Source organism: Streptomyces sp. NPDC006516 (assembly GCF_040611875.1).
Taxonomy (GTDB): Bacteria; Actinomycetota; Actinomycetes; order Streptomycetales; family Streptomycetaceae; genus Streptomyces.
This window is the reverse complement of the sequence record NZ_JBEXPD010000006.1, coordinates 63,165-88,114: the sequence shown is the minus strand read 5'-3', so window position 1 is coordinate 88,114 and position 24,950 is coordinate 63,165. Positions and strand designations below refer to the sequence as shown.

General features: G+C 71.0%; 24 protein-coding genes and 1 pseudogene. 6 read left to right on the top strand and 19 right to left on the bottom strand.

The annotated features are described in order from the left end of the window. Window positions 1-84 precede the first annotated feature (84 nt). On the top strand, window positions 85-2,175 hold the full coding sequence (locus ABZY45_RS18635) for a SpoIIE family protein phosphatase (RefSeq protein ID WP_356741240.1): 2,091 nt from the start codon (window positions 85-87) through the stop codon (window positions 2,173-2,175). Window positions 2,176-2,334: 159 nt separating this feature from the next. Here the strand turns inward: ABZY45_RS18635 and ABZY45_RS18630 are convergent, their stop codons facing one another. The 9 genes from ABZY45_RS18630 to ABZY45_RS18590 form a co-directional block, all read right to left on the bottom strand. Beyond that, window positions 2,335-2,979, bottom strand: a complete 645-nt coding sequence (locus ABZY45_RS18630) for an LAETG motif-containing sortase-dependent surface protein (RefSeq protein ID WP_356741238.1) — start codon at window positions 2,977-2,979, stop codon at window positions 2,335-2,337. Window positions 2,980-3,196: 217 nt separating this feature from the next. After that, the gene (locus ABZY45_RS18625) at window positions 3,197-3,685 is read right to left on the bottom strand and encodes an N-acetyltransferase (RefSeq protein WP_356741236.1); all 489 of its coding nucleotides are present in this window, start codon (window positions 3,683-3,685) and stop codon (window positions 3,197-3,199) included. Window positions 3,686-3,725: 40 nt separating this feature from the next. Beyond that, window positions 3,726-4,757 (bottom strand): DUF6397 family protein, encoded by a 1,032-nt coding sequence (locus tag ABZY45_RS18620; protein WP_356741235.1) that lies wholly within the window; start codon window positions 4,755-4,757, stop codon window positions 3,726-3,728. A 108-nt stretch (window positions 4,758-4,865) separates the two neighbouring features. After that, window positions 4,866-5,279 (bottom strand): roadblock/LC7 domain-containing protein, encoded by a 414-nt coding sequence (locus ABZY45_RS18615; protein WP_356741234.1) that lies wholly within the window; start codon window positions 5,277-5,279, stop codon window positions 4,866-4,868. 217 nt (window positions 5,280-5,496) lie between these two features. Further along, on the bottom strand, window positions 5,497-6,135 hold the full coding sequence (locus tag ABZY45_RS18610) for an ATP/GTP-binding protein (RefSeq protein WP_356741232.1): 639 nt from the start codon (window positions 6,133-6,135) through the stop codon (window positions 5,497-5,499). Between the two features lie 173 nt (window positions 6,136-6,308). After that, window positions 6,309-6,689, bottom strand: a complete 381-nt coding sequence (locus ABZY45_RS18605; RefSeq protein ID WP_356741623.1) for a DUF742 domain-containing protein — start codon at window positions 6,687-6,689, stop codon at window positions 6,309-6,311. 237 nt (window positions 6,690-6,926) lie between these two features. After that, entirely contained in the window at window positions 6,927-7,364 is a 438-nt protein-coding gene (locus ABZY45_RS18600) for a roadblock/LC7 domain-containing protein (protein WP_356741230.1), read from the bottom strand. Beyond that, window positions 7,361-9,946 carry a nitrate- and nitrite sensing domain-containing protein gene (locus ABZY45_RS18595; RefSeq protein ID WP_356741228.1) on the bottom strand — a complete coding sequence of 862 codons (2,586 nt, stop codon included), beginning with the start codon at window positions 9,944-9,946 and terminating at the stop codon, window positions 7,361-7,363. Before ABZY45_RS18595 ends, ABZY45_RS18600 begins: the two co-directional genes overlap by 4 nt. 142 nt (window positions 9,947-10,088) lie before the next feature. Next, window positions 10,089-10,883, bottom strand: a complete 795-nt coding sequence (locus ABZY45_RS18590; protein ID WP_356741226.1) for an MHYT domain-containing protein — start codon at window positions 10,881-10,883, stop codon at window positions 10,089-10,091. Window positions 10,884-11,044: 161 nt separating this feature from the next. On the opposite strand from ABZY45_RS18590, the gene ABZY45_RS18585 reads away from it, so the two are divergent. Then, window positions 11,045-11,644 (top strand): methyltransferase domain-containing protein, encoded by a 600-nt coding sequence (locus ABZY45_RS18585; protein ID WP_356741224.1) that lies wholly within the window; start codon window positions 11,045-11,047, stop codon window positions 11,642-11,644. Window positions 11,645-11,674: 30 nt separating this feature from the next. Here the strand turns inward: ABZY45_RS18585 and ABZY45_RS18580 are convergent, their stop codons facing one another. Further along, window positions 11,675-12,577 (bottom strand): oxygenase MpaB family protein, encoded by a 903-nt coding sequence (locus tag ABZY45_RS18580; RefSeq protein WP_356741222.1) that lies wholly within the window; start codon window positions 12,575-12,577, stop codon window positions 11,675-11,677. A gap of 199 nt (window positions 12,578-12,776) precedes the next feature. Here ABZY45_RS18580 and ABZY45_RS18575 point away from each other — a divergent pair, with 199 nt between their 5' ends. Next, window positions 12,777-13,727 (top strand): hypothetical protein, encoded by a 951-nt coding sequence (locus ABZY45_RS18575; protein WP_356741220.1) that lies wholly within the window; start codon window positions 12,777-12,779, stop codon window positions 13,725-13,727. 64 nt (window positions 13,728-13,791) lie between these two features. On the opposite strand, the gene ABZY45_RS18570 is transcribed toward ABZY45_RS18575, so the two are convergent. The 3 genes from ABZY45_RS18570 to ABZY45_RS18560 all read right to left on the bottom strand — a co-directional run bounded on the left by ABZY45_RS18570 (window position 13,792) and on the right by ABZY45_RS18560 (window position 15,713). Further along, a complete protein-coding gene (locus tag ABZY45_RS18570) occupies window positions 13,792-14,334 on the bottom strand; it encodes an MOSC domain-containing protein (protein WP_356741621.1) in 543 nt (180 codons plus the stop codon). Further along, entirely contained in the window at window positions 14,331-14,513 is a 183-nt protein-coding gene (locus ABZY45_RS18565) for a hypothetical protein (RefSeq protein ID WP_028442276.1), read from the bottom strand. The genes ABZY45_RS18570 and ABZY45_RS18565 overlap by 4 nt, the downstream gene beginning before the upstream one ends. A 135-nt stretch (window positions 14,514-14,648) precedes the next feature. Further along, on the bottom strand, window positions 14,649-15,713 hold the full coding sequence (locus ABZY45_RS18560) for an acyl-CoA desaturase (protein ID WP_356741218.1): 1,065 nt from the start codon (window positions 15,711-15,713) through the stop codon (window positions 14,649-14,651). Between the two features lie 258 nt (window positions 15,714-15,971). Between ABZY45_RS18560 and ABZY45_RS18555 the strand changes: the two genes are divergently transcribed. The 3 genes from ABZY45_RS18555 to ABZY45_RS18545 all read left to right on the top strand — a co-directional run bounded on the left by ABZY45_RS18555 (window position 15,972) and on the right by ABZY45_RS18545 (window position 20,833). Beyond that, on the top strand, window positions 15,972-18,851 hold the full coding sequence (locus tag ABZY45_RS18555; protein ID WP_356741216.1) for a DEAD/DEAH box helicase: 2,880 nt from the start codon (window positions 15,972-15,974) through the stop codon (window positions 18,849-18,851). Then, window positions 18,848-20,140 (top strand): SWF or SNF family helicase, encoded by a 1,293-nt coding sequence (locus tag ABZY45_RS18550; protein WP_356741214.1) that lies wholly within the window; start codon window positions 18,848-18,850, stop codon window positions 20,138-20,140. Before ABZY45_RS18555 ends, ABZY45_RS18550 begins: the two co-directional genes overlap by 4 nt. A 111-nt stretch (window positions 20,141-20,251) precedes the next feature. Further along, a complete protein-coding gene (locus tag ABZY45_RS18545; protein ID WP_356741212.1) occupies window positions 20,252-20,833 on the top strand; it encodes an N-acetylmuramoyl-L-alanine amidase in 582 nt (193 codons plus the stop codon). A gap of 237 nt (window positions 20,834-21,070) precedes the next feature. On the opposite strand, the gene ABZY45_RS18540 is transcribed toward ABZY45_RS18545, so the two are convergent. The 6 genes and pseudogenes from ABZY45_RS18540 to ABZY45_RS18515 all read right to left on the bottom strand — a co-directional run bounded on the left by ABZY45_RS18540 (window position 21,071) and on the right by ABZY45_RS18515 (window position 24,942). After that, the gene (locus ABZY45_RS18540; protein ID WP_356741210.1) at window positions 21,071-22,765 is read right to left on the bottom strand and encodes an MFS transporter; all 1,695 of its coding nucleotides are present in this window, start codon (window positions 22,763-22,765) and stop codon (window positions 21,071-21,073) included. A gap of 186 nt (window positions 22,766-22,951) precedes the next feature. Then, window positions 22,952-23,131, bottom strand: a pseudogene (locus ABZY45_RS18535) (cellulose-binding protein); the annotation flags it as partial. A 215-nt stretch (window positions 23,132-23,346) separates the two neighbouring features. Then, window positions 23,347-23,502: a DUF6131 family protein gene (locus ABZY45_RS18530; protein ID WP_356741208.1), complete on the bottom strand. Its 156-nt coding sequence runs from the start codon at window positions 23,500-23,502 to the stop codon at window positions 23,347-23,349. Window positions 23,503-23,612: 110 nt separating this feature from the next. Further along, window positions 23,613-23,891, bottom strand: a complete 279-nt coding sequence (locus ABZY45_RS18525) for a gas vesicle protein K (protein ID WP_356741206.1) — start codon at window positions 23,889-23,891, stop codon at window positions 23,613-23,615. Continuing rightward, complete coding sequence (locus tag ABZY45_RS18520) at window positions 23,888-24,115, bottom strand: gas vesicle protein (protein WP_356741204.1); 228 nt, start codon at window positions 24,113-24,115, stop codon at window positions 23,888-23,890. The genes ABZY45_RS18525 and ABZY45_RS18520 overlap by 4 nt, the downstream gene beginning before the upstream one ends. Window positions 24,116-24,117: 2 nt before the next feature. After that, window positions 24,118-24,942, bottom strand: coding sequence for a GvpL/GvpF family gas vesicle protein (locus ABZY45_RS18515; RefSeq protein WP_356741202.1), 825 nt, complete (start codon window positions 24,940-24,942; stop codon window positions 24,118-24,120). Window positions 24,943-24,950: the final 8 nt, after the last annotated feature.

Sequence of the window (24,950 nt, the reverse complement as noted above, 5' to 3'; positions counted from 1 at the left end):
GGCACTCCCGGACCACGGGCTCGACAATTGGAATCCACGGGCCGCGACGTCCAGCAGCCCCGCCGGACGACCTCCGGAGCAGGCATGAGCGACACTCCACGGCGACCGCACGACGACGCTGCGTCACGGCTCCGGTTCGACCGCCGCAGCGCCGGTGAGACGGCTACCGCGGAGCGCCTCGCCCTGAACCGCACCGGCAGCTTCGAATGGGATCTGGACGCGGGGACGCTGGACGTCGACGAGGCGGGTCTCCTGGTCTTCGGCCTGGATCCCGCGACCTTCGACGCGCGGCCGTCGGCCGTGGTCGAACGGCTCGACGCGACGGAGCGAGCACGGCTGGACGGTGCGATCGACGAGGCGATCTCCGGCGGGAGCAGCTCCTACAGCGTTCACTTCCAGGTGCCCCAGGAGGACGGGACCCATCAGTGGACACACGTCCAGGCCCGGATCCTTCGTTCGGAGGACGGACGGGCACACCGTGTCATCGGTGTGGTGCGGGACGCCACGGCAGAGGTCACCCATTCGGCCTTCGTCCTGGACCTGGAAAAGCGGCACCGCCGCCAGACGAGCATCGTCGAACGCACCACGAAAGCGATGTCACGCGCGGTGACCGTGGACGACGTCACCGCCGCCCTCACGGGGCCGGGCGGGCTGGTGGGAATCGGCGCGGACGGGCTGGCGCTCGGTCTGGTGGAGGATTCGGCGCTCAACATCATCGCGCTGAGCGGCGATTCCGTGGGGGTCCTCGAAGGCCTGGGTTCGGACCAGCTCGACGCGTCACGTCCCCTCGGGGACGCGATCCTGAGCGGGCGCCCTCTGTTCATCACCTCGCTCGCCTCGCTGGTCAGGCGCTATCCGGTGCTGGAGCCGCACATCGGACGGCTGGACTTCCGTGCCGTGGCCTACCTTCCCCTGATCGCCCAGGCGCGCCCACTGGGAGGCCTCGCCCTGTTCTACCGCGACCGCACCGTCTTCAGCGCGGACGAGCGGATCCTCTGCCTGGGGCTGGCCGCCATCGTGGCCCAGTCGCTGCAACGGGCGATCCTCTTCGACGAGGAGCGGGAATTCGCGACCGGGCTCCAGTCGGCCATGCTCCCCCGGCGCATTCAGGAGATCGAGGGCGGCGAGATCGCGGTCCGCTACCACGCCGCGTGGAGCGGACGCGAGGTCGGCGGCGACTGGTACGACGTGATCACACTGCCGAGGAACCGTATCGGCGTGGTGGTGGGTGATGTGCAGGGCCACGACACCCACGCGGCCGCGATCATGGGCCAGTTGCGGATCGCCCTGCGTGCGTACGCCGCTGAGGGGCATCCCCCGGCCACCGTCATGGCGCGCGCCTCCCGGTTCCTCGCCGAACTGGACACCGACCGCTTCGCGACGTGTACGTACGCGCAGGTGGACCTCGCCACGGGCGAGGTACGCGTCTGCCGGGCCGGGCACTTCGGTCCGCTGATCCGGCACACCGACGGAAGGGTCGGCGTCCCCCAGGTGCGGGGAGGTCTGCCGCTTGGGATCTCCACGTACTTCCGGGACGAGGAGTTCCCCGAGACCCGCCTCGACCTGGTGCCCGGCGAGACGATGGTCCTCTACACCGACGGGCTCGTGGAGGAGCCGGGAGCCGACGTGGACACGGGGGTGGCGGCGCTCATCCACGAGGTGAGCGAGGGGCCCGACGGCGCCGAGGCACTGGCCGACCATCTGTCCGACCGGCTGTGGGAACGCTGGGGGTCGGGCGACGACGTCGCCCTGCTGGTCGTACGGCGCAGTCCTGATGTGGGTTCGTCCCGTGCGCCGCGACTGCACCAGTACATCCATCAGGCCGATCCGCAGGGGCTCTCGGAGGCCCGCTCGATCGTGCGTCAGGCCCTGAGGGACTGGGATCTCGGCGGTCTGGCGGACGACGCGGAGCTGGTCACCGGAGAGTTGCTGGTCAACGTGCTGCTGCACACGGAGGGAGGAGCGGTGCTGACCTTGGAGGTCCTGCCGGAGCCCGTGCGACGGATCAGGCTCTCGGTCCAGGACCGCTCCAGTGTCTGGCCGAGGCGCCGCACTCCGGGTGAGACCTCCACCTCCGGACGCGGTCTGCTGCTGCTCGACGCGGTGGCCGAGCGCTGGGGCATCGAGCCGCGCGGCGAGGGCAAGGCGGTCTGGTGCGAGATCGGCCCCGCATAGTCGCCGTAGGGCCACGGCCGGTGCCGCTGCTTCCCGCGCCGATGGGCGCGACAAGCTCCTGGACACGACAAGGGCGTACCGCGTCGTAACCGACACGGTACGCCCCGGTCACCGGGCCGCAGGCGTTCGACCGCCTACGGCCCGGGCTGTCTGGGTACGTCAGTGCTGCACGCTACGGCGCTTGCGGACGGACCACAGGATGCCGCCACCGGCGAGCAGAACCGCGAGCGCTGCTCCACCGATCACGGGCGTCGCGGACGACGAGCCGGTCTCGGCCAGGTCGGGGGCGCTGCTGCTCGGCTCGGCCGGGGCAGGCGCGGCCTGCGTGGCGGTCTCGCTCGGCGTCGCGCTGGGCTCGGGCGCCTCGGGCTTCGACGGCTCGGTGCTCGGGGTCTCCGAGGGAGTCTCCTCGGTCGGAGTGGGCTCCGGGGTGGTTCCCTCGCACACCGGCGCCGTCTTGGTCTGGTCGACCGAGTACCTGTCGTCGTCACCGGCCTTGACGACCAGGCGGACCGTCAGCTCCTTGTCGTGCTTCGGGAGCTGGAGCGGCGTCTTCGTGCTGTAGTCCCTGCCGAACTCGGTCGTGGGGAGCAGCACGTCGCCCCCCTCCACGGAGACGGTCACCTGGTTGGTGGCGTCGGCCGAGTACTGCGTCAGATTGAGCGTCACTTCGGAGCAGGTCACGGCCCAGGTGGGGGTGTGAGCTGCGGCCGGACCGGCGGAGATGACTCCGCCTGCCAGGCCGACCACCGCAGCGGCCGCGAATGCTCCCGCGCCACGCCACGATCTCCTGGGTATGGTCATGGATTTTTCCTCCATATGAGTTCCCCGCCGGTAAGGCGGTGGGGCGCACAGTACTGCCCCCACTCATAGGAAGCGCAGCCGCCCCCCACACATCGCCCACACATCATCGAGGCGCCAACCGCACCCACATCAGTGCTACTTGTGACATGACGGACACACTCAGGATGGCCGGAACACGTCCCACCGGCAGGTCCCCCGGCCGCCTGCGGAGGTGCTGTCAGAGCCGCTTGTGCATGATGTGCAGACCCACGTATCCCTCGGCGGGGTGATTGAAGCCCTCCGGGAGGGTTCCGATGACCTCGAAGCCGAGAGACCGGTAAAGCTTGACCGCATGGGTGTTCGTCTCCACCACGGCGTTGAACTGCATGGCGCGGTAGCCGGCCGTGCGCGCCCAGTCCACGGTGTACTCGCACAGGGCACGGCCGACGCCCTGCCCGGAGTACTGCGGGGCGACCATGTAGCTGGCGCTGGAGATGTGCGAGCCGTTGCCCATGTGGTTCCGGTTCATCTTGGCCGTGCCGAGGACCGTGCCGGCCTCGTCGACCGCGACCACCGACCGGTTCGGCTTCGTCAGGAGCCACCACTCCTGGGCCTGTTCGCGACCGAGATCCAGGGGATAGGTGAACGTCTCGCCCGCGGCGACGATCTCATGGAAGAACGGCCAGATGGCAGGCCAGTCCTCGGCAGTGGCTTCTCTGATCAGCATGGGGCAAGGATGGCCGCGAGGACTGCTCACGGCAATCGCATTAGTGATCTCTGCTCGCCGGCCTGCGCAGACCGATCCGGGCGAGCAGCCTCCGCCCCGGGTCCTGGCGTCGTGCGCCGGTGCGGCGCCAGGCAGGGCCGGTCCGCCCCGCCGTCTCCGGCACGGTCCTGGGCGTGGACTCCCGGCCCGGCCCGGGAGCCGGTTCGCGGCCTCGCCGGGGTACGGATGCGCAGCCCGGCCGGGGTGCGGGGCGCGTTTCGCGTGCCCGGTCCAGCTCCAGGGTCAGATTCACCCTGCGCCAGAGGATTTCGTCGGGATCATCCGCGAGCATCAGCTTTGCCATGGCCTCCTTTCCGGCCAGGGACCCGGGACGGCCGTATACGGGGTCGGGCCGCATCCGGGCGAGGTAGGCGCGCTCGTATGGGTCGTCCACCACCTCGGCGAGCTGCACCGGGTCCAGCCCGGAAGCGTGCAGGGCAGCGCGGACCCATGGGTCTTCCGTGCGGTTCAGCAGTCTGTCGATCCTGCGGGAACGCCAGTTACGCGCACGCCAGTCGGTGCCGGCGTCGAGCATGGCACGCATCCCGGCAGGGCTCTTCCCTCCGACCAGGTCCGGTTCCGCCGCGGCAAAGGCGAGAAGCTCCTCCACGCGGTAGAGCCAGACGACCGCGCGGTAGCGGTTCAGATAGAACGCCACCGGTGAGACGCACCCGATGCGCGCGAGGCCGGTGAAGCGCACCGGGCTCACTCCGAGCAGCGCCGCGCCTTCCGCCGTCCCCGCCGTACGCACACGGTCCCGCAGCGATTCGGGAAATCCGGGCAGGGAGCGCAGCCGGTCGATCTCCCCGCGACGGACCCGCGGCGACACCCCGCCCGCGCCCGCGGTCTGTTCGGTCTCGATCAGCCCCAGATGGACGGCGAGGTCGAACTCGCCGCGTTTCAGGTCCAGTTCCTGAGCGGCTCGCGCTTGGGACACGGGCGTCCGAGCCGTGGCTCCCGTGGCGTCCGCGGTGTGCCTGGTGTGCCCGGTGTGTGTGGCTTTCTTGGTGTGCGTGGCTTCCGTGACGGTCATGACCGTCCTCCCCCGTGAGGTCGAATACTCTCCGTGACCACGGTAGCCCGGGGGCGATGTTTCCGTGCCGGCCTGTGGACAACTTCGCCTGGTCCACAGACATGCAGGTCAGAGGCGGTCGAGCGGGTCGTCCGCGCCCTGTCGTACCGTCACACCGAGATGCTCACCGACGCGGTTGACCAGCAAGGTCATCTCGTAGGCGACCTGGCCTACATCGGCCTCGGCATCGCTCAGGACGCACAGGCAGCTGCCGTCGCCTGCCGCGGTCACGAAGAGGAGCGCCTCGTCGAACTCCACCATGGTCTGGCGCGCTCTTCCCGCCCCGAAGTGACGCCCGGATCCCCGGGCGAGGCTCTGCAGCCCGGACGAGACCGCCGCCAAGTGCTCCGCGTCCTCCCGGGCGAGACTTGTGCTGGCGCCGGTCACCAGCCCGTCGTTCGACAGCACGAGCGCGTGCTGGATCTGCTTCACCCGGCTGGTGAGATCGTCAAGCAGCCAGTCGAGTCCCCGGTCCAGCGCCATGTTTCCATCCTCCCCGTTCATATGTTCCCCGCATTCCGCGCAAGCCTTGCGCACGCCTCCCATGCGGGCAAGCACCCCTCCACCCGGGAGGCGCGGCTTCACGCCACCTCCCGGCCGCCGTCCTCGGTGGGCGTGCGGCGCACATGGTCGGCCGCCGCCGACCTGTGCGGTGCCGCACGCCGCCCTCACCTCGCACCCGGTCGCCCGGCCCGGCTTCTCACTCCGCCCCTGCCGCCGCCTGGCCCACCGAGTCCAGGATCCGGGCCGTGTGCATGCGGCCCGCGTACTCGACCATCCGGATCAGGACCTCCTTTCCTGAGGCACGGTCGCGCGCGTCGCACAGGACCACCGGCGTGCCGCTGTCCAGGTCGAGTGCGCGTGAGACGTCGTCCTCGGCATAGGTGCGGGCACCGGTGAAGCAGTTGACGGCGACGACGAAGGGGATACGGCGGTGCTCGAAGTAGTCCACGGCGGGAAAGCAGTCCTCGAGCCTGCGGGTGTCCGCCAGGACGACCGCTCCCAGGGCGCCCTGTGACAACTCGTCCCACAGGAACCAGAACCTGTCCTGTCCCGGGGTGCCGAACAGGTACAGCGAAAGGCCGGACCTGATGGTGATCCGCCCGAAGTCCATCGCGACGGTCGTGGTGGTCTTCTGGTCCACTCCGCCGGTGTCGTCGACGGACTGCCCGGCCTCGCTGAGGAGTTCCTCGGTCCGCAACGGACGGATCTCGCTCACCGCGCCGACCAGGGTGGTCTTGCCGACGCCGAAGCCGCCGGCCACCAATATCTTCAGGGCCAGGGCCGTGGATTCCCCGGACTCTTCGCCGCCTGCGCCGTCCACATGGTCGGAGGACATCGATCACTTCTCTCGCGCGTGCCGTCAGTAGGGGCGACAGCATGGCAAGCAGGGGCGGTCGCCGACGGGAGTGAACGGTTTTTGATTCACATGTCCGGACTGCTTCGTTCATTGCCCGGACGGCGTCGATATTCGTCGTGAGTGGGAGGTGCACATGACGGTTACGGAAGCTCTCAGAGCGCCCGGAGGCCGTCGATGACCTCGCGCAGGATGCGCTCGTCGGGTAGTTGCGCGGGAGGAACGGGCCTGCTGACGCGGACGCAGCCCGCTTCCAGCAGGTCGCCGAGGAGTACCCGTACCACTCCCACCGGGAGATCGGCATCCGCTGAGAGCTCGGCGACCGACTGGGTCTCGTCGCGGCACAGAGCGAGCAGGGCCCGGTGCTCGGGACCCAGCAGTGCCCCTTGGTGGCCGTCCGGACCACCGTCGTCGGCGGCCACGAGGGCGATCAGGTCGAAGCGCACCCCGCTGGGGCCCGGCTCGGTACGCCCACCGGTGACCGCGTACGGGCGGACCAGCGGCCCCGCGTCGGCGTCGTACCACTGACTGCCCAGAGGCTGGCCGCCCTCGTCGTCCGGTGGCGTACCGCTGCGCTGTCCCCCGTGTCCGGTGGCGCGAGGCACAACGCGCTCGGCTCCGGGCGGCACGCCGAACCGGTCGACGGGCTGCGCACCGGCTCCTGGCGGCACACCCAACCGGCCGGCCGGCGGCACATCGTGGTCGGCTCCGGGCGGCATACCGAACCCACCACTCGGCGTTGCTCCGCCCTCGCTCATCCGCACGCGCCTTCCTCAGCCCGTCGCCGGTGGTCCGGCGAGCCTCACCGGGGTGGCGAGGTGCTCGCCCACCCTCTTCACCAGGCGCGCCATCTCGTACGCCACCAGGCCGATGTCCGCGAAGGCCGTGGTCAGGACGGTGAGACAGGATCCGTCACCAGCAGCGGCGACGAAGAGGAACCCGTCGTCCATCTCGACCATCGTCTGGCGTACGCCTCCGGCGCCGAAGTGCCGCCCTGCCCCCTTGGCCAGGCTGTTGAAGCCTGATGCCACGGCGGCGAGGTGTTCCGCGTCCTCACGGCTCAGCGCCTGGGACGCGCCGACTGCCAGACCGTCGTTGCTCAGGACGACCACGTGCCGGATCTCGGCGACCCTGCCGACCATGTCGTCCAGCAGCCAGTCGAGTTCACCGGAGCGCCGGGACGCCCTCCCCGGCCTCTCGTTCACGATCATGTCTGCTCTCCTTCGGTGTGATGCCGGAATGGGGAGACGGATCCGCGTGCGGAGCGCCCGGGGTCGTTCGCCCCCGGTGCGGCCCCGCCTCCCCGGACCCAGCCGTTGCGATAGGCGGTCATACGGTCCCGGGCCTGCTCCGGGGTGCGCTCGGCCATGGGCACGGGGCCGGTGCCGTGCCGGCCCTCCGTCTTCGGCTGCTCCCGCAGCTGGGGTACGAGGCTGGCCTGCCGGACGCGGCGGGGCAGTTCACCGTCCGCGGCGCGCGCACGCCGGTGCAGAGTGGTCACCGGCGCCTGGGTGGGGACCGGCTCCGGCCGCGCCTCGGCGGGCACGCGTGGTTCGAGGGCCGGTACGGCGACCGGGGCGGGGAAGGCGGGCGGACGTTCAGCCGCCGGACCTGTGCGGCCGACGTCGTCCCGCGCCACCGGCCTTGAGGGTGCGCCGGACTCGGCCGGGCCTGCCGGTGACCCCTCCGGCAGGCTGCTCTGGAGCAGCGCTGTCGGCAGCAGGACGATCGCGGTGGTGCCCCCGTAGGCGGACGTGCGCAGCTGGACCTTGATGTGATGGCGGGCGGAGAGTCTGCTGACCACGAAGAGCCCGAGCCGGTCACTGTCGAAGAGATCGAGGGTCTCTGACTGTTCGATGCGCCGGTTGGCCTCGGCGAGCAGCTCCGGACCCATGCCGAGCCCGCGGTCCTCGATCTCCAGGGCGTAACCGTTTCCGACGGGTTCGCCGCTGATCCGCACCTTGGTGTGGGGCGGGGAGAATTGCGCCGCGTTCTCGACCAGTTCGGCCAGCAGGTGGGTGAGGTCGGCGACCGCCGTGCCCTTCACACCGGCGTCGGGCAGGGCCCGTACCTCCACACGGGAGTAGTCCTCGATCTCGGAGACCGCCGCGCGTACGACGTTGTTGAGGGGTACGGGCATGCGCCAGGCACGGCCGGGAGCGGAGCCGGACAGGATGATCAGGCTCTCGGCGTGGCGTCTCATACGGGTGGTGAGGTGGTCGAGGCGGAACAGGTCACCGAGTTCGCCCGGGTCCTCTGCCCGGCGTTCCATCCCGTCGAGGAGGGCCAGCTGCCGGTGGACCAGTACCTGGCTGCGCCGGGCCAGGTTGACGAAGACGCCGGAAATGCCGCTGGCGAGTTCGGCGCGCTCGACGGCGGCGTCGAGGGCGGCCCGGTGCACGGTGTCCAGGGCCTCGCCCACCTGGCCGATCTCGTCGTAGGAATGCCGGCCTGCGGGTGCCTCGGCCGCGACGTCGAGCTCCTCACCCGCGCGCAGGCGCCGCATCGCGTGCGGCAGCTTGCGCCGGGCGATCTCCAGTGCGCTGTCGCGCAGGCTGACGAGTTCGACGACGAGTGCGCGGCCGATCCGAACGGAGATCACGAGGGATGCGGCGACGGCGAGGAACCCGAGCACGACGGCCGCTCCGGCCGGGCTGAACAGTGCGCGTACGAAGGGGTTCGCGCGGTCGGCCGCCCGGTCACCCGCTGCCTTCTCGACCCCACGCAGCCCCGTGTGCACCTCGGCGGCGTCGCGCTCCCACGCCGCGGTGGACACCGCCTTCGCGGCGCGGCGGCCGGGCGGCGCGGCAAGAACGGTGTCTTCGGCGGCCGTGATCCTGCGGTAGGCGCCGCCGTCGGTGAGGGTCCGCCAGGCCGGCCGTGCGCCGGGCGGCAGATCGGCCCCCGCTGTTCCGGCCAGGCTGCGGCGGGTCGCCACGGCGCCCGTGAACAGCCGTAGTTGTTCGCCGGCGAGGTTCCCGGTCAGGGCGCCGGACGCGAGCAGGGCCTCCTCGCGGGACAGCATCTCCGCGCTGCGGGCGAGTTCGAGGAGCACCCGGGCCTCGGTGCCGTGCTCGGCGTCCTGGATGCCGGTCAGGGCGCCGGATACCCCGAAGCCCGCCGTGATGGTCTCGGTGTAGCGCGCGTAGGCGTAGCCCACCCCGCCGCCCGGGGCCGTCTCACGTCCGGAAGGAGCCGTCTCGCGCCCGGAGGAAGGGGTCAGGAGGCGGGTGCGGAGGGTGCGGAGAGCCTGTGCCGTGTCGAGGAAGGTCCCGAGGCGGGCCGCCGCCCCGGCGGGGAGGATGCCCGCGTCGGCGACGGTGTGACCGTCGCTCAGCCACAGGGCTTCCAGCGCCGCGTCCGTACGCTCACCCTGCTGTCTCAGGGCCGCGGCGTGCCCCGTGCCGGGGGCGGACAGCTGGCGCATGGCGGCCTTGCGTTCGCTCTGCAGCGCACCGACGGCGGAGGTGACCGGGGCCCGCACCGTGGTGTTCACGCGCTCGACCTCGCGCAGGCGCGCCACGTCCTGCGCCGTAGTGACGGTGGCGAATCCCCAGAGGGCGAGGAGAGAGACCACCGGCACCATCAGCAGCGAGATGATCTTCGCCCGCACGGTCCGGGGCCGCAGGGAACCACCTTCCGCCGGATTTCCGCTCGGCGAAGTCGGTCCCGCCTCGGGCTCGGGACGTTCGTCCGCCGGCGGCCCGGCGTGCGCGCGTCGGCCGCGCGGCGGGGTCACGGTCCGGCCGGTGTGCACACCGGGGTCCGGGGTCGTCGTGCGGGGTGTGGGCATGGCCTCCTCGTTCCGGGTGGGGAGCTCTGTGCCCCGAATGCTGTGTACGACGGGTGAGCCGCGGTCCCGCGGCGGGCAGAGGGCCGGGACCGTCGCGATCCCCCGGCGGTCGGAGGGCGGGGACCGTCGCAATCCCCGGCGGTCAGGGGGCCGGCGCCGTCGCGGGCCGTTCGGCGTGGTCGCCCGAAGGGAGGTTGACCCGCGCAGCGGGATGTTCCCGGGCGGGCGGCGAGAGCGCGACGAAGGCGGAGGTCAGGAAAAGGTACGACCCGAGGCCGACGGCGAGCGGGAAGATGAACTGCATGACGGTGGCCCCGGGGAGTTCGGAGCCCGAGGGAACGACCTCGACGCCGACCGCCAGCATGCCCGTGTAGTGCATGCTGCTCACGGCCGCTCCCATGACGAGCGAGGCGAGCGCGACCGCCCCCGGTGACCTGATGTTCAGGGCGGCCCACAGGGCAGCCGTGGCGGCGACGACGGCGATGACGACGGAGACCGTCACGAGCAACGGGTCGTAGGCGACGGTGCCGTGGAGGCGCAGGGCGGCCATGCCCAGGTAGTGCATGCTGGCGACGCCGAGCCCGGTGGTGAGACCGCCGATGAGGAGGGCTCGTGAGCGGTCGCGGCTGTAGCCGACGGTGAAGACGCCCGCTCCCACCACGAGCATGGCGACCAGCAGGCTGAGCAGCGTGAACGGCACGTCGTAGCGGATGTCGGTGCCGGTGACCCCGAAGCCGAGCATGGCGACGAAGTGCATCGTCCAGATGCCCGTCCCGATGGCGGACGCGGCGGTGAGCAGCCAGTTGCGGCGTGACCGGCCGCTGGTGCCGAGTGCACGCACGGTGCAGCGCAGGCCGAGTGCGGCGCCGATCGACGCCATCGCGTACGACAGCACGGGGGTAAGCCAGCCGAAGGTGGCGTGGTCCAGGTGTCCCATGGATCCGGGACGGTAGCCCGCCGCCGGGCGCACTTCAGGGGCTCATTTCGAAAGCTGCTGAAATATGACAGAGAGATGTCCCCGCACGATCAGGGCGGGTTCGAACGAGTGCACCGCCTCGCGTCGTTTCGTTCGGGTACGGACTGCGCGAGCATGTCTGTATGGCCGACGACCACGAGCACATCCAGGAATTCTTCTCCGCGCGGGCGGCCGACTGGGACAGCCGCTTTCCCGATGACGGCCCGGCCTATGCCGCTGCCGTCGGCGAACTGGGCCTGCGCTCCGGCGACGTGGTGCTCGACGCGGGCTGCGGTACCGCGCGTGCACTGCCGGCTCTGCGCGAGGCGGTCGGACGCGACGGCACGGTGGTGGGGGCCGACCTGACCTCCGCGATGCTGGACGCGGCGCTGCGGGCGGGAAGGGGGACGAGCGGAGCGCTGCTCCTGGCGGACGTCGAACGGTTGCCGCTGTGCGACGGCTCCCTCGACGCGGTGTTCGCCGCCGGGCTGATCTCGCATCTGCCGCACCCCGGCCGCGGGCTCACGGAGCTGGCCCGGGTGGTACGCCCGGGCGGCAGACTCGCGCTGTTCCACCCCGTCGGGCGCGCCGCACTCGCCGCACGCCACGGCCGCGCCCTCTCGGACGACGACCTCAGGGCCGAACCCCGCCTCGCGCCCCTGCTGGCGGAGGCGGGCTGGCGGCTGGAGTCGTACACGGACGAGGACGACCGTTTCCTGGCTCTCTCCGCGCGCATCGGCTGAGCGGCTGAGGAGGACCCGGCCCTGGGCTCGTCACTCGGCCGGCGTCTCCGCGGTCCTGCCGTGCGGTACGGGGCAGCCCCGCACTCCCGGGGTGGGGAAGGTGCCGAGCCCTGACACGACGTAGCCCTGCGGGTACCCCTTGATCTCGGGGTTCTGGCGGGCGTAGTGCGGGGTGGATCGCGGCGGGAGCAGACGGACGGCTCGCGCCCGCAGGCGCAAGGCCCCCCGGGTCAGCCCTCGGGCGACGGGCCCCGGCGGCTCGTACCGGAACGTCCGCAGCAAGGAGTCGTCCAGCAGCGCGAGGCTTGCCTTGCGTACGACGGGTGCGAGCGGGCGGGGATACCAGGAGCCCATGAGGCCGAGCGTGGCGTCCGAGACCGAGCGTGCCCCCTCGTCCCAGGCGAAGTGCTCTTCCTCGTACGCGTCGAGGGTGCGCTCGAAGTCCTCGAACGTCTGAGGAACGTCCTGGATGCCCATGCGGGCGCCGAGCATGCGGTAGTACGCGGCGAATGCGCGCAGTTCGTGGCTGGACAGCCTGCGCCAGCCGTAGAGGTCGAGCCAGCGTTTGGGGGTCACGACGAACGTGCAGAGCACGTAGCGCATGTCGTCGTTGCTGATGTCGTAGCTGCGGTGCATCCGGTTGATCCGGCGGACCGCCGTGCGGCCTTCCTCACTGTCGAAGCCGTGCTCCACGACGGCGTCCAGGAGGAGCGCGGTGTCGTCGTACCTCTTCTGTGGACGCTCCGTCAGTTCGCCTGTCTCCGCCAGGAGCCGCCCGATGCTGGGGACGGCGTATGTGCGGTACAGGGCGAGTTCGAGCGCGCGTGTGATGTCCCAGGGAAATTCGTACGTCACGGTGAGCCGGTAGATCTCCAGGAAGTCTCGCTCCGGGTCCAGACGCTGGATCTCCTTGAGCCGTTCGAACCGCTTCACCGTGCTCTCCCCCTCGTCGGCCGGATTCACCACCCTACGGGGGCGCGGCAGGGCGGCACCACGGCGCGAGGGGCCCGCGTGGCTCGTCCGCACCCTCTGGGCAGGTGAGCGTCATCCCTTGTCAGGGCCTCGACGACAGGGTTACCGAGTAGTTAAGGTGCGCCGACGGAAGAAGCGACCAGGGATGAGGGTGGGTGCTGTGGCAGGGACGGACGACTCGGTCGCCGACGACGACGCACTGTTCGTGCTGACCGCGGTGCTGCTGACCCCCGCGCAGTTCCCGAGCGTGCTCGGTGACGACTACGTGGCGGCGTGTGGCGCGCTCGGTCTGGAGCCGTACGCCGAGGGATACGGTCTGGTGCTCGGCCAGGACAGCGGCGGGGCGCGCTGGACGGTGGTGGTCGATGACGTCTCGCTGGTGGCGGTCGCCATCGCCTCCTGGGACTGCGGGATGGAGTACGACCTCTCCCCCGACGACCGCTCGGTGGTGTGCGCCCTTCCGGGGTGGCCGCTCGCGCTGTCGGTCGCGGCTCCCGGTGTGCCCGCGCCGCACGATCCTTTGCCCCACCCGGATGTGGAGGGTGAGCCCCTGAAGCCGCTGACGCCGCCGGACACCGAGGTCTGGGGTCCTCCGCAGCGGCGGCTCGGGGCCGATGAGATCGCTCTGCAGTGGGCGGCCTGGCGCGAGCAGATCGACGACGAGGCGGCCTTCGGCAAGGCGGGACAGGACCCGCCGGGCGAGGACGGCCGCAGCGAGAAGGCCGCGGCCTCGACGGCCGGCGGCGCGGACGGGGCACCCGATGAGGCCGCCGCAGGGGAAAGCACCCTTGAGGACAGCGGCGCCGAGAACAGCGCCTCCGGGAGCGGCGAACCCTCCGGGCAGCACCCTGGCGTCCGCAGGGCGCTCGAGGCGGCCCGCGCCTATGTCACCTCCCCGCCCCCGCCCGGGCGGATCCGCTCCGCATTCGCCCCCGGCGGGGCCCGCACGCTGCGTGCGGACGGGCCCGGCTGGTCCCTGGTGGCCCGGACCGACGACATCGCGTTCATCCTGCTGGACGAGGAGCCGGGCGAGATCATGACGGTCGGCCGCGGCCCCGAGCTGCCCGGGCTGCTGAAGTCGCTCGACGAACTGGCCGTCCGGCCGTCCTGACCACGGCCTACGGACCGTCGAGCTCGGCCTCGACGACATGTACGGCCTATTCCTGGACGTGCCCCTAGACGCGCTCCAGCGGCCGGTGCGGCTCGGCGGGGAGCACCGCCGTGATCCGGTCGCCCGGCCGCACGGCTCCGCCCGCCCTGACGACGCCCATGATTCCCGCCTTGCGGACGACAGTGCCGTCGTCCGCACGGCCGACGACCTGCTTGAGCAGTCCGTCCTGGAAGGCGTCGATCTGGGCGCAGGGATTGCGCAGCCCGGTCACCTCGACGACGGCTTCACCTCCGAGGTGCAGCAGCGTGCCCACAGGCAGGGCGAGAAGGTCGATCCCCTCGGTCGTGACGTTCTCCCCGAGGTCACCGGGGGCGACCTCGAAGCCGGCTTCCCGCAGCTCGTCGAAGAGTTCCTGATGGATGAGGTGGACCTGACGCAGATTGGGCTGCGTCGGGTCCTGGGCCACACGCGAGCGGTGCTTCACCGTGACACCGGCGTGGACGTCGCCCTCCACACCGAGTCCGGCGAGAAGGGTGATGCTGTCTCTGGTCGGCTTGGTGAACGAGTACACCCCGTTGCTGCTCACTGCCGCGACTGTGCTGTTCAGCGCCCTATCTCCTTGCGACTGATTCTGCGGAGCCTGCGTCGCTGCGACGGGTCGAGCATGAGGTAGCCCACGGTGGGCACCCCGATGAGGACCAGCAGCGACCACCAGAATCCGATGAACGGAATCAGGACGACTGCCGCTACGACTCCCCCGATGGCGATCTTTGCACCGTTCGACATGATCCGTGCCTCCTTCGCGGCCGGAACCGCTCCTGTGGGGAGAACGCCTGTGTGCGCCTCTCGGTTCCGGCTCCGGGGAACACGTGCCGAGGAGCACCCGCCGCGGAGCAGGCGCCGCGGACCGGTACCGAGGGCCTACCGGAGCGGCTCGCCGACCTCGTGCATGTGGCGCAGCGCCTGCCGGTAGGACTCGACGAGCCCTGTCTCCGCGTACGGCATGCCGATCGACGCGCAGTGCGCTTTCACCAGGGGCTGCGCGAGCCGCAGATGGGGCCTGGGCATGCTCGGGAAGAGGTGGTGCTCGATCTGGTAGTTCAGGCCGCCGAGGAACCAGTCGGTGAGGAAGGCACCGCGGACGTTGCGCGAGGTGAGGACCTGGCGCTGGAGATGACCCCAGCGGTCACCGTCGGGGTCGGGCATCTCCATGCCCTTGTGGTTGGGGGCGAACGCCATGCCGAGGTGGAGACCGAAGAGTGCGTGGTGCACCAGGGCGAAGACGACGGCCTTCCCGGGCGACATGGTCGTCAGCAGCAGCGTCGCGTACAGCGCGAGGTGGGCGACCAGCAGCCCACCGGCCAGGGCCCGTTCGCGGACGGGCATGCGGCGCAGGAACTGGAAGCCGTAGATCTTGAGGGCGATGCCTTCGAGGAGCAGCATCGGGAAGAACAGCCGGGCCTGGTTCCGGGTGAGCCAGCGGGCGAACCCCTCGCGCTGTGCCGCCTGCTTCTGCGTCCACACGAGGGCGCCGACGCCTACGTCGGGGTCCTTGTCGATGTGGTTGGGGTTGGCGTGGTGGCGTACGTGTTTGTCGTTCCACCAGGCCTCGTTCATGCCGAGGAGCAGGTTGGCGTGCACGAATCCGGTGATCCTGCTCGCCGTGCGGTCACCGGATATCTGGGCGTGGCCGGCGTCGTGCCCGAAGAAGGCCGTCCGCGTCCACAGGACGGCCAGCGGCAGGGCGAGGAGCAGGTTCCACCAGGAGTCGCCGATCAGGACGATGCCGGTGACCACCGCTCCGAGTGCGGCCAGGTTGGCCGCGATACCCGCCGCGTACCATCCGGTGCGCCGTTCGAGCAGCCCCTGCCCCTTGACGGTCTTCAGGAGCGGCGCGAAATCACTGCCGGTGTTCCGGGATCCCGCCGGACTCTTCGATCCGTCGCTCGGGTGTGGGGCAATGGTGGCTTCTACCGCCTGGGGCATGACGTCTCCGGTTTCTGGGCAACTGCGCTGACCTCGTCAAACGTACGGAGGGCGGGCCTCGGGCAGCCATGGCGCCATCACCCCGGCCCTGCGGGGGGAATCCCCCGTGTGCGGTGGTGGGGCTGGCTGTACCTCAGGCTTCAGAAGGCAGAAACGGGCGAGGGGGCTCCCTGCGTATTTCTCCCGGGAGGGGCCGTGGGTGATGTACCCTCGGCGACCCCGGGCTCACTAGTCAAATTTGAGGAATCTGACATCGCTGTGCACAGGCTCCCTGCGGCAACACTCAACGAGAACTCTGAACTGTCCCGCTGCTCCGCAGTCTTCCTCCCCGCGGATCCGGCCCGTACCGGCCTGATCGCGTTCTGGAACCCGGACGGTAGCACCCCTCCCGGTGATCTCGGGAGTCCGGAACAACTGACGGTCGTCGGAGGCGATGTACGCCCTTGCTCCGTACCGGCGTCGGTCATGCCGGTGGGGACCGCGCTGCCCCTCCTGACACGGGCGCGGGCGGACGCCGCCAGGGCCTCTTCCTCGGCCGCCTTCTGGGGGGCCGCGGGGGTGCTCGCGCTCCAACTCGTCGCGCGGGGGCTGCTCCTGCCGGGGCTGAGCCCCGGGGCTCATGACGCGTGGCGTGCCGGGCCGCTGACCGCCGACGACCTGGGACGGATCCGGACTCTGGCCGCCTCCATGCCGCCCGAGGCCCATGCCGTCCCGCTCGACGCGTCGGCCGACCCTCTGATGCTGGCCGATCCCGAGACGCTGCTGAGGTCGTTCATCGACGCCGTGGTGGACGGGCTGCCGCGCACGCCCGGAGCGGAATTCGCCGCAGGATCGGCGGCGTTCGCCGCTCCCGCCCCGCAGCACCTGCCCGGACTGCGGCCGTGGGCGGCCGATGTGGCGGCGGGGCACGACGCGGGCGTACGGCTCTCGCTCCGCGTCGAGGTCTCCGGAATCACCGGTGCGCGGGGCGTGGAGGACGAAGAAACCGGAGCACCTTCGTTCCGCGTGGTCCTGCAGATCCACAGCGTCCAGGACCCCGCCCTGGTGGCCGATGCCGCGGACGTGTGGGCCGACCGGTCCCCCGGCGCGTCACTGTTCGGTCCTCGTGCCCGGATGGACGCGCTGCTGGCCCTGCGTCGCGCCGCTCGCGCCTGGCCGCCCCTCACCCCCCTGCTGTCGGCTGCCGTGCCCGACGCGGTCGAGCCTGCCGACGAGGAGATCGCCGAGCTGCTCGGCCCCGCGGCCGGGGCTCTCGCGGCGACGGGTGTCCAGGTCCACTGGCCGAGGGAGCTGGCGCGGAAGCTCACCGCGCGAGCAGTGATCGGGCCGGAGGACGAGGAGGACGCGTCGCCCGCGCGGGCGGCATCACGGACGCCTTCCTTCCTCTCCGCCGACGCACTGCTCGCGTTCGACTGGCGCTTCTCCCTGGGCGAGCGGAGGTTGAGCCGGGCGGACATCGACCGGCTCGCCGAGGCGGGCCGGCCTCTCGTCAGACTGCACGACCAGTGGGTGCTGATCGACCCGGAGGAGGCGCGACGTGCCCGCGACACCCGGGACCGCAAGGTCACACCGATCGACGCGCTGGGCGCGGTGCTGACGGGGACCACCGATGTCGACGGCCGCCGGGTGGAGGTGGCCGCGACCGGCTGGCTCGAGCGGCTGCGCGAACGGATCGCCGATCCCCGCTCGGCGGAGCAGCACCCCGTTCCCCAGCCGGCGGCGCTCGACGCGCACTTGCGTGACTACCAGCTGCGGGGCCTGAACTGGCTGCACACCATGACCTCGCTCGGCCTCGGCTGCTGCCTGGCCGACGACATGGGCCTCGGCAAGACCATCACGCTGATCGCACTCCATCTGCACCGGCAGGACGGCGAATCGACGGCAGGCCCCACCCTCGTGGTGTGCCCCACCTCGCTGATGGGCAACTGGCAGCGGGAGATCGAGCGGTTCGCCCCGGGCACGCCGGTGCGCCGCTTCCACGGCGCGTCGCGCTCCCTGGACGGTCTGGCGGACGGCGAGTTCGTCCTCACCACGTACGGCACCATGCGTCTGGACGCGCCCCGGCTGGCCGCGGCGTCGTGGGGCATGGTCGTCGCCGACGAGGCCCAGCACGTCAAGAACCCGGCTTCGTCGACCGCCCGGCAGCTTCGCTCCATCGGTGCTCGGGCCCGTGTCGCGCTCACCGGTACCCCGGTGGAGAACAACCTCTCCGAGCTGTGGGCGATTCTCGACTGGACGACACCGGGTCTGCTCGGCCGGCTCGGCACGTTCCGTACCCGCTACGCGAGCGCGGTCGAGGGCGGAAACGATCCCGCGGCCACCGAACGCCTCTCCGCCCTGGTCCGCCCGTTCCTGCTGCGGCGCCGCAAGTCGGACCCGGGCATCGCCCCTGAGCTGCCGCCCAAGACGGAGACGGACCGAGCGGTGTCCCTCACCGCGGAACAGGCGGGCCTGTACGAGGCGGTGGTACGCGAGACGCTCGCGGAGATCTCCGGATCGGACGGCTTCGCGCGACGCGGTCTGGTCATGAAGCTGCTGACAGCGCTGAAGCAGATCTGCAACCACCCCGCCCAGTACCTCAAGGAGGAGGAGCCGCGGATCGTGGACCGCTCGGGGAAGGTGGAACTGCTCGACGAGCTGCTGGACACGATCCTCGCCGAGGGCGCGAGCGTGCTGGTGTTCACCCAGTACGTGCGGATGGCCCGGCTGCTGGAGAGGCATCTGGCCGCGCGCGGGGTCCGCACCCAGTTCCTGCACGGCGGGACCCCTGTGGGCGAGCGGGAGGCCATGGTGAACCGCTTCCAGGCGGGCGAGGCACCGGTGTTCCTGCTGTCCCTCAAGGCAGCGGGTACGGGGCTCAACCTCACCCGGGCCGGTCATGTGGTGCACTTCGACCGGTGGTGGAACCCGGCCGTGGAGGCCCAGGCCACCGACCGCGCGTACCGCATCGGGCAGACGCAGCCGGTGCAGGTGCACCGGCTGATCGCCGAGGGCACCGTCGAGGACCGCATCGCCGCCATGCTGGCGCGCAAGCAGGGGCTCGCGGACGCCGTGCTCGGCAGCGGCGAGGCCGCGCTGACGGAACTGACCGATGCCGAGCTGGCCGAACTGGTCGAGCTGCGAGGGGGCGCACGATGAGTGGGAATCACGAGCCGGAGCGCACGTTCGCCGCTCTGCCTCCCGCGCGGGGCCGCGGCTTCGCGTCCTCGTGGTGGGGGCAGGCATGGCTGAAGGCATTGGAGGACACCGCGCTCGACGGGGCGCAGCTCAAGCGTGGGCGCGCGTTCGCCCGGGAGGGCAGGGTCGGTGCGGTGTCCGTCCGGCCGGGCAGACTCACCGCCGTGGTGCAGCACGGGGATTCGACGTCGTACCGCAGTGATGTGCTGCTCCAGGAGCTGAGCGAGGAGGAGTGGAACCGGTTCCTGGACATGGCGTCCGAACGGTCCGGGCACATCGCGGCGCTGCTGGACCGGGAGATGCCCCCTCATCTGGTGGAGGACGCGAGCGCCGCCGGGGTCGAGCTGCTGCCGGGGATCGGCGACCTGGAACCGGAGTGCAGCTGCGAGGCGTGGGATCACTGTCCCCATTCGGCGGCACTCTGCTATCAGGTGGCGCGGCTGCTGGACCAGGACCCGTTCCTGCTGCTGCTGTTGCGCGGGCGCGACGAACGGTGGCTGCTCGACGAACTGCAGGTCCGCAGCGCCGCCCGGGCCGTCCGGCGGACGGGAGCCGCCACCTCGGCGCAGGACCCGGACGTCCCCTCCGCCACACACGCCGTCCGCGCCGACGAGGCCTTCGCGGCGCGGGACATCCTGCCGGCGCTCCCTCCTCCCCCGCCGATGCCCGCCGAGCCCGGCAGCCCGCCTTCGCTGGATGTGGACACGGGTCCGGCGGACGGCATCGAGCCCGACGCGCTGGAGTTCCTGGCGGCGGCCGGTGCCGTCCGTGCCTTCGCGCTGCTGTCAGACGCGCTCGCCGCGGGTCACTGCGGGCAGCCCCTGCCGGCCGTGCTGACGCCGGAGCAGGACGCGGTACGGCTGGCGGCGGACAGCAGGGCGGACGCGCGGACGGCGGCGCGTATCGCCGCGGCGGTGGACCGGCAGCCGGCCGGGCTCGACGCCGCGGTGCGGGCCTGGCGCTACGGAGGGGCCGCCGCGCTGGCCGTGTACGACGAGGAGTGGTCGCCCGGCCCCGAGGAGCTCGCCCGGGCCGGGGCGCAACTCGCGGCGGCCTGGGAGGAGGGTGAGGGCCCGCGGCTGCGCGTCGCCGGTAATCGCTGGACCGCGGCCGGTTCGGGCGTGCAGCTGCGGTACGGCCGGGACGGGCGCTGGTGGCCCTACCTCAGGGAAAGGGGTCGCTGGGTACCGGCCGGGCCTGCCGAGGACGACCCCGCCGCAGCCCTGACGGTTGCGCTGCCCGGCTTCTGACACCGGCGCCGGGGCCGCGCTCGTCACCGCCGGCCCGCCGCACGGAACCGTGCGGCGGGCCGGCGCGTGTTCTGCTGTGCACCGGACGACGCCCCACGGACAGGAGTGCTGATGCAGCGCAGACGGATTCTTCAGGGTGCGGCGGTCACGGCCACGGCGGCGATCCTTCCCGCCTCGGTCCGCGCCGTCGCTTCCCCTGCGGCGGACACGGACTACGCCGAGGCTCAGTGGTTTCCGGCGTCCCCGTCAAACTGCACCGTGTCGACCCGCCCTTCGGCGTATCCGGTCGAACGCGTCATCATTCACGTCGCCCAGCAGACGTTCACCGAGACGATCGGCATCTTCCAGAATCCGGCGAAGCAGGTGTCCGCGCACTATGTGGTGCGGTCGGGAGACGGTCTCGTCGGCCAGTGCGTGAGGGAACGGAACATCGCCTGGCACGCGGGGAACTGGGACTACAACACCCGCAGTATCGGCATCGAGCACGAGGGCTGGGTCGATCAGCCCTCGTACTTCACCCACACGATGTACGAGCGGTCGGCGCGGCTCACCGCGGACATCTGCGAGCGGTACGGCCTGCCCAAGGACCGCGCCCACATCATCGGCCACCACGAGGTCCCGGGCAGCGATCACACCGACCCCGGGGCCAACTGGGACTGGGTGCGCTACATCCGCCTCGTGAACCTGCTCTGACGCGGACCGGCGGTGAAGGCCCCGGCCCCACCGCCCGCGTGCAGGTCCGGCGCCTGTCGGTCGGCTGCGTGCGCCAGACGGGCAGGTCCAGGCTCCCGTACGCCCTGCGACGAGCCGTCGTACCCGGCCTGCCCCTCGTCGTCCCTGTTCAGCAGATACGCCGTGCCGCCCGCCGCGATACCGGAGCGCCGTCGGGGCGTACGCGGGTGCTGTGGGTGTGCAGGCCGAGCCCGCACCCTATCCAACTGGAGCGGAACCATCGCCTCCATCGCGTCTCCGTGCCTCTGCCCCGGAGCCACGCGCCCGCTCGGCGCGGTCCGGCTCGGCGGCTCGCTCGCCCTCGGGACCGGTTTCGGATCCGGGGTCCGCCGCGCCCTCCTCGTCCACCGGAGGCGCCATGGCACCCCCGCCCCGCAAGCGTTCCAGGTCTGACCCACGGACCTGGATGACCAGGAGGGCGATGAGCGCGGCTACGACGGCGAAGACGGCAGCGGCGATGAACGCGCTGGAGACTCCGGATGCCAGGACCTGGTCCCCCCAGGGTGAGGGGAGCTCACCCGTTCTGCGGAATTCCAGCTGCTGGGCGGGTGTGGCCTCGGCCAGGAAGCGGGGCACCTGGTCCGTCGCCTCGTTGCGGCTGGCCGTGCCGAAAACGGTGACCAGGATGGAGAGCCCCAGTGAACCGCCGACCTGTTGGGTGGCGTTGAGGACCCCGGACGCCGCCCCCGCTTCTCTGGACGCCACGCCGGACACCGCCATCAGCGTCAGCGAGACGAACTGCATGCCCATACCGAAGCCGAAGACGAGGAGGGGCCCCAGGATGCTGCCCAGGTAGGTGCTGTTGACATCGGTCAGGGTGAGCCAGCCGAGCCCGACGGCGGCCAGGACGGCGCCCGCCACCATGAAGGGCTTCGGCCCCCACCGCGGCAGAAACTGCGAGGCGATCCCCGCACTGACCGCGATGATCGCGCTCACCGGCAGGAAGGCGAGCCCGGCGCGCAGCGGGCTGAAGTCGAGGATGTTCTGCACGAAGAGGGTCAGGAAGAAGAACATCCCGAACATCGCAGCCGCCAGGCTCAGCATCATGCCGTAGGCGCCGGCGCGATTGCGGTCGCGGAACATGCGCAGCGGTGTGATGGGCTGCCGCGAGCGGCGCTCGACCGCGAGGTACACGGCAAGGAAGACGACAGCGGCGACGAAGGACCCGATCGTCAGCTTGTCGCTCCAGCCGTCCTCGGAGGCGCGGATGAAGCCATAGACGAGCAGGACCATACCCAGCGTCGATGTGAGGGCGCCGAGGACGTCGAAGTGGCCTGGATGACGTTGGGATTCCTTGATGTACCGGGGGGTGGCGAAGGCGATCAGCAGGCCGATGGGCACGTTGACGAAGAGCACCCACCGCCAGTCGAGCCACTCGACCAGGATTCCGCCGGCCAGCAGCCCGATCGCGCTTCCGCCCGCGGACACGGCGGCGAACACACCGAATGCCCGGTTTCGGGCGGGCCCCTCGTCGAAGGTCGTGGTGATGAGTGAGAGGGCCGTCGGCGAGGCGATCGCGCCGCCGACACCCTGCAGCGCACGCGCGGCGAGCAGTTGCCAGGACTCCTGGGAGAGGCCGCCGAGCAGTGACGCCAGGACGAAGAGCAGGACGCCGAAGATGAAGACTCTCCGGCGCCCGAGGATGTCACCCAGTCGTCCGCCGAGGAGCAGCAGCCCGCCGAACGTCAGGGTGTAGGCGTTGATCACCCACGAGAGGCTCTCGGTCGAGAAGCCGAGGGAGGTCTGGATGTGCGGGAGCGCGATGTTCACGATGGTGATGTCGAGAACCACCATCAGCTGACACGACGCGATGATGAGCAGCGCTATCCCCTTGCCGTGGCCCCGCTCCGGGGTTTCGGCAATCGGCGCGGACTTCGCTCGGGATGCGGTCATGGCGTCACGTGCAGTACGAACCGGTGGTGAACAGAAACATTCACTCATCGACGTTAGGTCGGAGCGGGCGCGCCCGCCAATCGATCACGCGGCAAGTACGCGGCGCCGCCCCCGAGAAGGGCCGCGCGAGGCCCCGCCGGACAGGGATCCGACGGGGCCGGGGAGCGTTCGGGCGACGGGTGGGGGTCAGGTGAAGTTCACGTCGCTGCACAGGAAGTACGTCTGTTCCATGTGCGACGCCTGCCGGATCGCGCAGACCTCATGACGGCCGCTGAGGCCGGAGGTGCACATCGGGCTCTCGTAGTTCTGGCTGGGGGGGTAGCTGCCGGTCTCGGTGACCAGCTGGAGGTCATCTCAGGTCAGCGCTCGCGGGGCCCGTACACGGAAGCAGACAGAGCAGGGTGGCGGCGAGGACGCCTCCGAGGCGCCGCGCCCACGCCCGGAATGACGCGGCCATGACATTTCATGCAATGCAATGCACTCCGCTTCGGGAGTGGGGGTTGACGTGGTGCGGGAGCGCTCCCGCACCACTGGGGTTCCACCCCCGCCATTCTCACCCCCGAAACATGTCCGCGGTCGGGTCACCAGTAGTGGCGACGACCCCCGACCGCATGCCCCACGGCTCCGAGAAGCCACAGGACGGCCCCGATCACGAGCAGGATGATCCCGATCGTCCACAGGACACCGATACCCGTCACCAGGCCGAGAACGAGAAGGATGGCTCCGATGATGATCATGACTGCCTCCGGTCGCCACGCCCTCACGCGAGGAGCTGGCACATATCGAATATATGCCCCATTCGATGCAATTCACACAGCTGTACGTGCACCGGCCTCGGAGCGCCGGCTCAGTCGCGTGGCAGCAGGCTTCCCAGCGGGCCGAGGTCCAGGTTGAGGTCCTCGGGGCGCACCCCGTGCTGTTCGCAGAGTTCCGCCATCCGCTGGTCGAGCAGCATGAGCGTGGTCCCGATCTCGTCCACCTGGCTGTCCGTGAGGTCGCCCTGATCGATACGGCGGATGGCCTGGCGTTCCATGAGCTGCCGCAGCAGTTCCACGACGGTCAGCACGAGTGCCACCAGGTCCCGGCCCAGCTGATCGGAGTCGACGTCGAGTCTCGAAGTGGTCACAGCGGGCCTCCGTCCGCCCACGGCGCCGGCACGCGTTCGTTGACCGAGGAGAGCAGTGCGTGCAGCGAGAGCCGCACGAGCGGGACGTCGGCGATGGCGATCACGAGGTCGCCGCTGATCACCACGCCGGTGGCCAGCACCCGGTCCAGCAGGTCGACGAGCGGTACCCCGATGGGCCCGCTCAAGGGCTCGGCGTTGTCCCAGGGCACCACTTCACGTTCCATCTCTACACCTCGCCGACGAAGGAATACGGCACCCAGGGGCCGCTGATCTCGATCTCCGCGCCGGTCGAGGCCCGCAGCGCCCGGGCCAGTTCCTCGAGCTCGGCCGACCGGTGCTCCCCCACCAGGTAGGTGGCGTTGAGGACCTGGAGGCGTCCCTTCCCCGGGGGCTCCTGGGGTTGCAGTCGCAGCCTGCGGCCGGCGGCTGCGACCTTCTGGAAGGCCGCGTCGACCGTTTCGGCGGACCGGAGTGCGTCCTCGTGCCGCCGCTCGCGACGCGCCTGCACTCCGCGCTTGCGCTCCAGGTAGGCGAGACCGGCTCCGGGGGCCGGCCGGAGACGCCCGCCCCCCGTGTCCGGCACACGAGGAGGAAGTGCACCGGGCTCCGGGTCCGCCGTCGGCGGCTCGCCCGCGTAGACCTTGACACCCCATTCGGAGTGGCCCGTCGTGCGCTCCAAGGCAGCACGGAACCGTTCGGTCTCGGCGGACAGCGCCTGGCGCGCCCGCTCCTCGCCGTGGTACAGCGTGGCGAGCGGCAGGGGAACGGTGGGACAGGAGGCGGCGGCTGCCGATACGACGTGGTGATGCGCGCGTGCGTACCGTTCGAGCTCGCCCCGGTCGGACATGCGGGCCTGCCACGCCTCGTCCGTGAAGTCGGCCGCCCGGACGGTCTGGACGATCGCCGCCAGCTCCCCGAACCGCAGTAGTCGCAACGGTTCACCCGTCGTGACGCCCCGCAGGTCAGCGATCACCGCCGGGTCCGGTTCCCGGCACACCGCGAACACGTAGAGGGCGTCGGCTTCCGGAAGTCCGGGTCCGCACTCCTTCATGAGGCTCG